The 10,754-nt window shown below is 70.0% G+C and carries 11 protein-coding genes, 1 rRNA gene and 1 riboswitch; of the genes, 1 reads left to right on the forward strand and 11 read right to left on the reverse strand.

The window, feature by feature from the left end:
* Nucleotides 1–44: 44 nt before the first annotated feature.
* Nucleotides 45–143, reverse strand: a riboswitch (glycine riboswitch).
* A 134-nt stretch (nucleotides 144–277) separates the two neighbouring features.
* Nucleotides 278–673: a PRC-barrel domain-containing protein gene (locus ABD358_RS09005; RefSeq protein WP_344630341.1), complete on the forward strand. Its 396-nt coding sequence runs from the start codon at nucleotides 278–280 to the stop codon at nucleotides 671–673.
* Here ABD358_RS09005 and ABD358_RS09010 read toward each other — a convergent pair.
* From ABD358_RS09010 to rrf, 11 genes are all read right to left on the reverse strand, one after another.
* Nucleotides 592–2,016 (reverse strand): DNA polymerase IV, encoded by a 1,425-nt coding sequence (locus tag ABD358_RS09010; RefSeq protein ID WP_344630342.1) that lies wholly within the window; start codon nucleotides 2,014–2,016, stop codon nucleotides 592–594. The genes ABD358_RS09005 and ABD358_RS09010 overlap by 82 nt on opposite strands.
* A 120-nt stretch (nucleotides 2,017–2,136) precedes the next feature.
* On the reverse strand, nucleotides 2,137–2,736 hold the full coding sequence (locus ABD358_RS09015) for a MerR family transcriptional regulator (protein ID WP_344630343.1): 600 nt from the start codon (nucleotides 2,734–2,736) through the stop codon (nucleotides 2,137–2,139).
* 188 nt (nucleotides 2,737–2,924) lie between these two features.
* Nucleotides 2,925–3,398, reverse strand: coding sequence for a bifunctional nuclease family protein (locus ABD358_RS09020; protein ID WP_344630344.1), 474 nt, complete (start codon nucleotides 3,396–3,398; stop codon nucleotides 2,925–2,927).
* A 54-nt stretch (nucleotides 3,399–3,452) separates the two neighbouring features.
* Nucleotides 3,453–4,235 (reverse strand): transcriptional regulator FtsR, encoded by a 783-nt coding sequence (ftsR, locus tag ABD358_RS09025; RefSeq protein ID WP_344630345.1) that lies wholly within the window; start codon nucleotides 4,233–4,235, stop codon nucleotides 3,453–3,455.
* Between the two features lie 27 nt (nucleotides 4,236–4,262).
* Nucleotides 4,263–4,976, reverse strand: coding sequence for an FHA domain-containing protein (locus tag ABD358_RS09030; protein WP_344630346.1), 714 nt, complete (start codon nucleotides 4,974–4,976; stop codon nucleotides 4,263–4,265).
* A gap of 165 nt (nucleotides 4,977–5,141) precedes the next feature.
* Nucleotides 5,142–5,963: a DUF881 domain-containing protein gene (locus ABD358_RS09035; protein ID WP_344630347.1), complete on the reverse strand. Its 822-nt coding sequence runs from the start codon at nucleotides 5,961–5,963 to the stop codon at nucleotides 5,142–5,144.
* Between the two features lie 7 nt (nucleotides 5,964–5,970).
* Entirely contained in the window at nucleotides 5,971–6,303 is a 333-nt protein-coding gene (locus ABD358_RS09040) for a small basic family protein (protein WP_027750352.1), read from the reverse strand.
* Entirely contained in the window at nucleotides 6,300–7,208 is a 909-nt protein-coding gene (locus ABD358_RS09045; protein WP_344630348.1) for a DUF881 domain-containing protein, read from the reverse strand. Before ABD358_RS09045 ends, ABD358_RS09040 begins: the two co-directional genes overlap by 4 nt.
* A 96-nt stretch (nucleotides 7,209–7,304) precedes the next feature.
* Nucleotides 7,305–9,800, reverse strand: coding sequence for a sugar phosphate nucleotidyltransferase (locus ABD358_RS09050; RefSeq protein ID WP_344630349.1), 2,496 nt, complete (start codon nucleotides 9,798–9,800; stop codon nucleotides 7,305–7,307).
* Between the two features lie 110 nt (nucleotides 9,801–9,910).
* Nucleotides 9,911–10,519 carry a cardiolipin synthase ClsA gene (clsA, locus tag ABD358_RS09055; RefSeq protein WP_344630350.1) on the reverse strand — a complete coding sequence of 203 codons (609 nt, stop codon included), beginning with the start codon at nucleotides 10,517–10,519 and terminating at the stop codon, nucleotides 9,911–9,913.
* Nucleotides 10,520–10,683: 164 nt separating this feature from the next.
* Nucleotides 10,684–10,754, reverse strand: a 5S ribosomal RNA gene (gene rrf / locus ABD358_RS09060); the annotation flags it as partial.

Consider the following 10,754-nt stretch of genomic DNA (forward strand, 5'->3'; position numbering starts at 1 on the left):
TGCGGTGTCGCTCGTCCGCGGCCCGCCCTGCTTTCCAGAGTGACCTCACCCGCGCGGTACCTGGGCCTGAGAGATTCCGGGGAGGATTTGCTCCTTCGGCGCCTCCGGCGTCTGCCGTCGGAGGACTCTCCCGCTCGGGGTCAGCAGCCGTTTCAGAGCCTACCAGCGACGGACGGCGCGGGCCCCGCTCCGGTTCCGGCCCCGGTTTCGAGTGGCCGATGCACCGATTGTGCCCTTTCGTTGTTTGTAGGGACCGTTTCCGAGCAGGCGCGGACTTATGCGAGCAGTTGGAGGGACCGTGCGAACCGACATCGATCCGCGGCACCTGATAGGCCTCAAGGCGTTCGACCGCGACGGACAGAAGATAGGCACCGTGGACGAGGTGTACCTCGACGACGCCACCGGCGTGCCGGAGTGGGCGGCGGTGCGCACCGGGCTCTTCGGCCGTGACGCCTTCGTCCCGCTGGAGCCCAGCGAGGTGGTGGACGGGGTGCTGCGGGTGCCCTTCGAGCGCTCCCTCGTCAAGGGGGCGCCGGATTTCGGCGTGGGCCACCACCTCTCCCCCGAGCAGGAGCTGACGCTCTACCGCCACTACGGGCTGGACGTGCCCGCCGAGGCCTCCGTGTCCGGCGACGAGATCACCTTCGGGCGGATCGCCGGCTCGGAGGGCTGAGCGGTCGGCAGCGGAAGGGGTTCCGAGGGTTCCAGCTCGGGGTCGTCCACCGCGAAGGTGCGCACCCGGCCCGGCGGCGAGCCCGGTTCCTCGAACCGCACCGTGACCCTTCCCAGACCGCTCCCCTGGACCCAGCCCGGCCCGTACCGTGCGTGCCGTACGTCCAGACCGGGCAGCCAGCGGCGTTCGTTCCCCGAGACCTCTCCGGCCGCGGCGGCCGGCTCCACCGGTGGAGCCGGCCGCCGCGGCCGGCCGGTGTGGAGGACGTCGGCGGCCTGGGCGAACAGGTCCTCCTGGGTGAAGTCGGCCAGACCGCTCACCCCCACTCCCAGCAGCCGCACCCCCGCGGTGGTGTCCACCCCCTCGACGAGGCGGGCCGCGGCTTCCCTGACGACCGCCGGATCGTCCGTGGGACCGCGCAGCGTCTCGGAGCGGGTGAGGGTGGAGAAGTCGTAGCGGCGCACCTTGACCACCACCGTGCGTCCGGAGCGTCCCGCCTTCCGCAACCGCTCCACGCACCGGTCGGCCAGCCGGGCGATCTCCGCGTGGATCCGGGCGCGGTCGGTGAGGTCGGTGTCGAAGGTGTCCTCCACCGAGACCGACTTGGCGTCCCGGTCGGCCACCACCGGCCGCTCGTCGATGCCCTGCGCCATCGTGTACAGCGCCGTGCCGTGTGCCCTGCCCAGCAGGCGGACCAGTTCCGCCTCCCCGGCCTCGACGATCTCACCGACGGTCGCCACCCCCGCCCGGCGCAGTGTCTGGGCGGTGGCCGGCCCCACGCCGGGCAGCGTCCGCACCGGCATGGGAGCCAGCAGAGCCCGCTCCGTGCCGGGCTGGATCACCACCAGCCCGTCGGGTTTGGCCCGCTCCGAGGCGATCTTGGCGAGCATCTTCGACCCTGCCAGGCCGACCGAGCCGCTGAGCCCCGTGGCGGCCCGGATGTCCCGGCGCAGCCGTTCGCCGACGGCTCGGGCCTCCCGGGCCGACCCCACCTCCAGACCGCCCGCCCGGAGGTCCACGAACGCCTCGTCCAGGCTCAGCGGCTCCACCAGCGGCGACAGCTCGCGCAGCAGGCCCATCACCACGTCGCTCACCCGTCGGTAGAGGCCGAAGCGAGGTGTGAGGTAGGCGGCGTTGGGGCACAGCCGCCGGGCCTGCGCCATCGGCATCGCCGAGTGCACTCCGAAGGGACGGGCCTCGTAGGAGGCGGTGGCGACCACCCCGCGCGGCCCGAGACCGCCGACGATCACGGGTTTCCCGCGCAGGCTGGGCTTCGCCGCCTGCTCCACGGCGGCGAAGAACGCGTCCATGTCCAGGTGCAGGATCGTCGGTGCCCCTCTCACACCTGCGATGCTGCCCTATGCCGCTGACAACCGTGACGGCCCTCCCGGCCCGTGCCCGGAAGCCCTGCGGTCTTCCGGGCACGTGTCCGGCCGCGCCGGTCCGGGGCGGCGCCCCGGCGGTCAGCCCGCCCGGTTGCGGCGCCGCGCCAGCTCGTCGGCGGGGTTGTTCCCGACCAGCGTCTCCCCGGTGTCGACCCGCTCGGCGTGCAGCTGGGACAGGAGCGCCTCGACGTCCCGCCAGACCGCTCCGACGGCGATCCCGAAGACTCCCTGGCCGCCCTGGAGGAGGTCGACGACCTCGTCGGGTGAGGAGCACTCGTAGACCGTCGCCCCGTCGCTCATCAGCGTCATCTGCGCGAGGTCGCCGAGATCCCGCGAGCGCAGGTGCTTCACGGCCGCGCGGATGTTCTGCAGGGACACCCCGGCGTCCAGGAGCCGCTTGACGATCTTGAGGACCACCACGTCGCGGAAGCTGTAGAGCCGCTGGGTTCCGGAGCCGTACGCCGGACGGACGCTCGGCTCGACCAGCCCCGTGCGGGCCCAGTAGTCCAGCTGCCTGTACGTGATGCCCGCGGCCGCGCACGCCGTGGGACCCCGGTAGCCGATCAGCTCGGAGCCGGCGTCCCGCGCTGCGGAGGCGGACTGCGCAGGGGGCCGTATGGAGGATCCGTGCAACGGGTACGGATCGCTCGCCGCCCTACTGTCGCCGGTGCTTCTCACGCCGACCCTCCGTCCTTCACGTCCCGCGGATATGCCCCGGGACCTGCCCAATCGACGGTAGGCAGTCACCCGGGGTGCGTCAACGATCGCCACACTCGGCACGCCGGGTGATAATCACCCAAGGGGTGGTTTCGCGTGCCCTCGTCACGGGAATGGGTGCCGGAATGGTCTGACGCCGCGTGCGCGCCCTACTGGTTGCTGGTACCGAAGTCCTCCGGGGAGATCTGGTCGAGGAACTCGCGGAACTTCTCCACCTCGTCCTCCTGCTCGTCGGGGATCGCGATCCCGGCGTCGTCCAGCACATCGTCGCTGCCGTAGATCGGCGTCCCGGTCCGCAGGGCCAGCGCTATGGCGTCGGACGGCCGCGCGCTCACCTCCACGCCACTGGCGAAGACCAGCTCGGCGTAGAAGACCCCCTCCCGCAGATCGGTGATCCGCACAGCGGTGAGCTCCTGGCCCACCGCTTCCAGAACATCCTTGAACAGGTCATGGGTCAGCGGGCGGGCGGGCGTCATGCCCTGCTGGGCGAAGGCGATCGCGGTCGCCTCGCCCGGACCGATCCAGATGGGAAGGTACCGGTCGCCTCCGACTTCACGCAGGAGAACGATCGGCTGGTTGGAGGGCATTTCGACCCGGACACCCACAACGTCGAGCTCGTTCACACAGCAACCCTAGGACGTGCCCGCCCTCTTTGGGTAGTCGAGCAGCCCGCCGTCTCAGTGGAGCCGTGCCCTGAGCGCCGACCGGACCAGAGCGGCGTGCAGCCGCACCGCCAGCGTCGCCAGCTCCCGCGCGGTCGTCTCGGCATGCGCTCTGGTCTGCGGGTTCCGGTGCCGCCGCAGCGGCGCGACAAGCTGCTCGATCAGCCCCGCCTCCCGTTCGGCCGCGGCCTTCACCATGCGCAGGTGGCGGGGCTCCAGGCCGTACCGTCCCAGATCGGCGACGATCCGGGCGATGGTGACCGTCTCGGCGTCGTACCCGCCGTCCCGGGCCGGAGCGATCAGCCCGTACGTCTCCCACTCGGCGAGCTGCTCCTCGTCCACCTCGGCGGCGGCCATCAGCTCGGTGCGCCCCACCCGCCCCGCGGTGAGGCTCTCGGAGATCCCCGAGCCGTCGGGGATCCCGGCGTCCGGGGCGACCGCCGGGGCCGGGATGCCGTCCAGCGGGTCGGCCGGCCGGGTCGGGCCCGGCAGCCGGATCTCCTCTCCCCGGTCGAGCGCGTCGAGCTGTTCCCGGATGACCCGCAGCGGCAGGTAGTGATCACGCTGCAGCCGCAGCACACGGCTCAGACGCTCCACGTCCGCCGCGCTGAACTTCCGGTAGCCCGACGGGGTGCGCTGCGGCTCCACCAGGCCCTCGGACTCCAGGAAACGGATCTTGGAGATCGTCACCTCGGGAAACTCGTCCCGCAGCAGGTTGAGTACGGCTCCGATGCTCATCGGGCCTGGTTCCTCGGCGGCGGTGCCCTTGCGGGCACCGCCGGACCGTGATTGCGGCATGGGGCGTCCCCGGGACGGTCGGTCGGATCAGACGGTCCGCTTGCTCGCGAAGAAGACCAGTCGGTACTTGCCGATCTGGACCTCGTCGCCGTTGTTGAGCACGACCGAGTCGATCCGCTCGCGGTTGACATACGTGCCGTTGAGGCTGCCGACGTCGGCGACGGTGAACCGGCCGTCCGGGCCACGCCTGAACTCCACGTGGCTCCGGGAGACGGTCACGTCGTCGAGGAAGATGTCGCTCTGCGGATGCCGCCCGGCCGTCGTCAGCTCGCTGTCCAGCAGGAAGCGGCTTCCGGAGTTCGGGCCCCGGCGCACCACCAGAAGCGCCGAGCCCGCCGGCAGGGCGTCCACGGCCGCCTGGGCCTCGGGCGACAGCGGCGGCGCCGCCTGGCCCGTCATCTCGGCCTCGTAGGCCTCCAGGCCCGAGATCGAGATGGTGGAGGTCGTCTCCGACGAACGCTCCGGCGCGGAGGCGCCGCCGTGCAGCGGCGCACCGCAGTTGGAGCAGAACCGGCTCGTCTCGGCGACGTGGTTCCCGCACCTCGGGCAGACCGACACGCCCGACTCCCCTCCCGGGGCCGACGGCGTCTGCGAACCTATGCCGCCGCCCCCGGGCGCGACCTCGTCCCGGAAGAGCGGACGCTGCGTGTTCTCGGCAGCCTCGCCGCCTCGCTGCGCACGGTGACGCGCACCGTCGCCGGAGTCCTGACGCTTGCCGAACAACTTCCCAAGAAAACTCACGGGCGATTCCCCTCGCACGAAACAGACCCGCCCGTGGGGCAGGACAGACCCTCAATGCTCACAGTGGCCGTACCGGACATCTTCACAACGTCCCCGGCCTTCGGACAGTTTCCCCTACTCATAGGCCGGCAAGCCCGCCGACCCCCCGGTTTCTCTCGCATCGGCTCACTGCGGTGACGACTGAGCGTAGTCAGGGCGCTTCGCCGATCGCAAGGCATCCACGACGATCTTCTCTGAACGGGTTATGGACACGGTGGCCTGCTCCTTCTCCAGAGTCTGGACGACACCGCCCGGGATGTTGAGCGCGGGCTCGATGTCCTGGGGCCGGCCGATGACCTCGAAGCGATAGGGCGCCGACACCCTGCGGCCGTCGATCCTGATGCCGTCGCCGTCGTCCGTGAAGTGGGTGCTCGTCACCACACGTACATCGTTGACCTCGATGGCCTCGGCGCCCGCGGCACGCAACTCCTGGATGGTGTCCAGCAGCATGTGCGCCTCCACCGCGTCCACCGGGTCGCTCACCGTCATCCGGATGCCCGGCCCCTCGGCGGCCACCGTACCTGCCAGTACGCCCAACTGCCGTGCCCGCTCCTGGGTCTGGCGGCGGGCCTCCTCCGCCTGGTTCGAGCTGTTCTCCAGCTCCGACCGCTGGTTCTCCAGTTTCCGCTTCTCTTCCTCCAGCCGCTCGGTGCGGCTGTCCAACTCGTCGAGGATCCGCACGAGATCCTCCTGCCGCGCGCCGCGCAGCGGACTGTTCTCACTGGTGGAGCGGACCTGGATGGCGAGTCCCAGCCCGAGGACGAACAGCAGCAGCGCCACGGTGAGTTGGTTGCGGTTCACCCGCGGCGGCCAGAGCCCGCGGATCAGCCTCTCGCGTCCGGTCGGCACCGGCCGCTCGCCGGGGCCGGATTCCTCCGGCTCCGCCGGCCCGGCGGTCTTCTCCCGCTCCTGTGCCGGGTCTTCGCCCGGGGTTTTGTCGTCGCTCATCGCTCTCTCACGCCCGGAACACGTGCCGCCGGATGGCGGCGGCATTGGAGAAGATACGGATGCCCAGCACCACCACGACGCCTGTCGACAGCTGCGCACCCACGCCCAGCTTGTCGCCGAGGAAGACGATCAGGGCGGCCACCACCACATTGGACAGGAACGACACGACGAAGACCTTGTCGTCGAAGATACCGTCCAGCATCGCGCGCAGGCCGCCGAACACCGCGTCCAGCGCGGCCACGACGGCGATCGGCAGATAGGGCTCGACGACCGTCGGCACCACGGGACGGACCACGAGCCCGGCCACGACTCCCACGATGAGGCCCAAAACGGCGATCACGATGTACTGCCCTCTCCTGTCTTCACGGGCTCGGCTGTGCGGACGGTCAGGCTGGGAGCGGCGGGCAGCCGCACCTCGTCCTGCACGGAGATGCGGGTGACGATGCCGTAGCTGTCCTGCAGCACGGCCAGATAGCGGCCGTCGCCGCTGTCCTGGAACTCGTCGCTCAGCCTCTCGCCGTCCCCGACCGCGAGCAGCGTGTACGGCGGCACCAGCGGTTTGTTGTCGACGAGTATGGCGTCACCGGCCGCTCGGATGGCGGACAGGGCCGTCAGACGCTGGCCGTTGACCGAGATCGCCTCGGCCCCCGCCTCCCACAGGCCGTTGACGACACGTTGCAGGTCCCTGTCCCGCACCCGTCCGGTGTCGGCGAAGCCGGTGCTCTCGCGGGGACCTCCACCCCCGCTCCGCCCGGCGTCCTCGGCGTCGTCGACGACCAGCTTGATTCCCGGCCCCTCGACCGGTACGGCCCCGGCCAGCAGCGCGACGAGTTCGCTCCGGTCGCCGCCGTGCTTCTTCAGCGCCTCGCGCTGCATCGCCGCGACCTCCCGGCGGAGTGCGTCCACGTTCCTCTGCAGGTCGTCGGCGTTCCCGCCGCCGTCCTCGATCCGGTCGATCAACTCTTGACGCTCCTTGGCGTCCGTGGGCGCCTCGTACCGGGCCTGGGCGGCTCCCAGCGTGACCACCAGCGCGGCGAGGACGAGACCGGCGGCCAGTCCGAGCTTGGCCCGCAGCGTACAGGGAAGCCCGGACCGGCCTTCGGCGCCCCGACGGGCCGCGGCCTCCGCGTAGCCGTCGTCGAGGCTGTGCTCCATCACGTTGGTCAGGAGCGACATGGAGGCATCGGGTCGCGCAGGCCGTGAGGGGGTGCTCCGTACGGGGTGCTGCTGCGACATGCCGCACATCGTCGCACGTCCGGACCGGTACCGCCGAACGGGGCCTCCGGATCGCCGGAACGCGGCGGTTTGCGGAGGCCCCGCAGGGCTCGGGGAGCGGCGAGGTCAGCGTCCGGCGCTGTCGACCACCGCCGACCACTCGTCGAGCAGCGCCTGGGCGGAGGCGTCGTCGGGGCCCTCCGCCCACAGGTGCGTGACCGCCTCGGCCGGGTCCGGCAGCACCATGACCCAGCGGCCGTCGGGCTCCACCACGCGCACGCCGTCGGTCGTGTCGACGTAGCGGTCCCCCGCGGCCTCGACGACCCGCCGCATGACCAGGCCCTTGACCGCCCAGGGTGTGGCGAGGTCACGGCGCAGCACGTGGGCCTGCGGGATGCGGGCGTCGATCTGGCTCAGCGTGAGCTGCGTACGGGCCACGAGCCCGAGCAGGCGCACGAAGGCGGCCGTGCCGTCGAAGACGCTGCTGAACTCCGGCACGATGAACCCGCCCCGGCCGTCGCCGCCGAAGATGGTGGCGTCGTCCCGGCCGACCCTGGTGAGGTCGTCGGGCGAGGTCGTGGTCCACTCGACCTGGGCGCCGTGGTACGCGGCCACCTGCTCGGCGATGCGGGTCGTGGTCACCGGCAGGGCGATCTTGCCGCTGCGCCGCTCGGCGGCGATCAGGTCGAGCATCACCAGCAGTGCCCGCTGGTCCTCGATGATCCTGCCGCGCTCGTCGACCAGGGAGATCCGCTCCCCCACGGGGTCGAACCGGACACCGAAGGCCGCCCGGGCCGAGGCGACGATCTCCCCCAGCCGCACCAGTCCGGAACGGCGGGTGTCCGCGGTCTCGGTGGGCCTCGACTCGTCGAGACCGGGGTTGATCGTCAGCGAGTCGACACCGAGCCGGCCGAGCAGGCTGGGCAGGACGAGTCCGGCGCTGCCGTTGGAGGCGTCCACGACGACCTTGAGCCCGGACTCGGCGACACCGGTGGTGTCCACCGCCCTCAGCAGCGTCCCCGTGTAGGAGTCGAACACGCTCGCCGGGAAGCTCAGGTCGCCGATCTCGCCGGGGAACGCCCTGCGGTACTCCTGCCGGGCGTAGACGCGGTCGAGCTTGCGCTGGCCCGCCTGGGAGAGGTCGGCCCCCCTCTCGTCGAAGAACATGATGTCGACGGAGTCGGGGATGCCCGGCGTCGTGCGGATCATGATGCCGCCCGCACTGCCCCGGGCGGTCTGCTGCCGGGCCACGGGCAGCGGCACGTTCTCCAGGTCGCGCACATCGATGGCGCTCGCCTGAAGGGCCGAGATCACCGCGCGCTTGAGGGCTCGCGCGCCTCGGGAGTGGTCGCGCGCGGTGGTGACGGTCGCGCCCTTCTTCAGGGTGGTGGCGTAGGCTCCGGCGAGTCGTACGGCCAGCTCCGGGGTGATCTCCACGTTGAGGATGCCGGAGACTCCGCGGGCGCCGAACAGGTGGGCCTGACCGCGCGACTCCCAGATGACGGAGGTGTTGACGAACGCGCCCGCCTCGACGGTCTTGAAGGGGTAGACGCGGACGTTGCCCTGGACGATGGACTCCTCACCGACCAGACACTCGTCACCGATGACCGCCCCGTCCTCGATCCGGGCGGCACGCATCACATCGGTGTTCTTGCCGATGACGCAGCCACGGAGGTTGGACTGCGGACCGATGTAGACGTTGTCGTGGATCACCGCCTTGTGCAGGAAGGCACCGCTCTTGACGACCACGTTGGAGCCGATGACCGTGTGCTCGCGGACCTCGGCGCCGGCCTCCACCTTGGCGTAGTCGCCGACGTACAGCGGTCCCCTCAGGACGGCGTCCGGATGGACTTCGGCGCCCTCGGCGATCCAGACACCCGGGGAGATCTCGAAGCCGTCGATGTCGACGTCGACCTTCCCCTCGAGAACGTCCGCCTGGGCCTTCACATAGCTCTCGTGGGTGCCGACGTCCTCCCAGTAGCCCTCGGCGACATAGCCGTAGATCGGCTTGCCTTCCTTCATCAGCTGCGGGAAGACGTCCCCCGACCAGTCCACGGGAACATCGGGCTCGACGTAGTCGAAGACCTCCGGCTCCATGACGTAGATGCCGGTGTTGACGGTGTCGGAGAAGACCTGCCCCCAGGTCGGCTTCTCCAGGAACCGTTCGACCTTCCCCTCGTCGTCGACGATGGTGATGCCGAACTCCAGGGGGTTCGGCACGCGGGTGAGGCACACGGTCACCATCGCACCGCGCTCACGGTGGAAGTTGATGAGCTCGGTCAGGTCGAAATCGGTGAGCGCATCGCCGGAGATGACGAGGAACGAGTCGTCCTTGAGGGCTTCCTCCGCGTTCTTGACGCTGCCGGCGGTACCGAGCGGCTTTTCCTCATTGGCGTAGGTGAGCTCCATACCGAGCTCTTCGCCGTCACCGAAGTAGTTCTTGACCAGCGAGGCCAGGAACTGTACGGTCACCACGGTCTCGGTGAGACCATGCCGCTTGAGCAGCCTGAGCACGTGCTCCATGATGGGCCTGTTGGCCACCGGCAGCAGCGGCTTCGGCATACTCGCGGTCATAGGACGAAGACGGGTGCCTTCGCCACCGGCCATTACGACGGCCTTCATCTCGGAAGCGTCCTCCTTGAAGAGACGACATTCATGCCGACTGCGCCCCGCCGGGCAGGCCTCTGATCCTTGAGGGCCTGCCCGGTTCACAGCACGAAGGAAGCAAGGGCTCAGTCGGCAGCGGTGTCCGCCTTGACAAGTCGGCGGACCTGGATCACGTAGAGGATCCCTGCCCACCAGTAGAGAGTTGTACCCCAGCCTGCGAACGCCCATCCGAAAATAGCAGCGAGTGACGGAATCAGCCCGTTTCCGTCACTGAGCAGCAGCAACGGGAAGGCGTACATCAGGTTGAAGGTGGCGGCTTTCCCCAGGAAGTTGACCTGCGGGGGAGCGTACCCGTGCCGGTCGAGGACCCAGACCGCGACCAGCAGCATGAGCTCACGTGCCAGGAGCAGCCCCGTCAGCCACAGCGGAAGGATGTCGCGCCAGGTCAGCCCGACAAGGGTGGAGAGAACGTACAGCCGGTCCGCGGCCGGGTCCAGGATGCGGCCGAGCCCGCTGATCTGGTTCCAGCGCCGGGCGAGTTTGCCGTCCAGGTAGTCGCTGACGCCGCTGAACGCCAGGACGAGCAGAGCCCAGCCGTCGGCGTTCGGGCCGCCGAACTCCGGCCAGAGGATCAGCCACAGGAAGACCGGCACACCGACGAGCCGCGCCATGCTGAGGATGTTGGGGATGGTGAGGACACGGTCCGTCTGGACGCGCGTCTCCTGGACCTCCACCCGGGCCTCCCGTGAATCCGTATCGATGATGCCCCTGACGATACCCGCAGCCTGGCGTAACAGCCGGAAGGGGGGTCCGGGAACAAGCCGGCTCAAGGGGGATGAAATACAGAAAACGCATGAAAGCCCCGTCGGGTTACCCGACGGGGCTTTCATCACGAATTGTTCGGCGGCGACCTACTCTCCCACACGGTCCCCCGTGCAGTACCATCGGCGCTGGAGAGCTTAGCTTCCG

The organism is Streptomyces glaucosporus (assembly GCF_039533345.1).
Lineage (GTDB): Bacteria > Actinomycetota > Actinomycetes > Streptomycetales > Streptomycetaceae > Streptomyces > Streptomyces glaucosporus.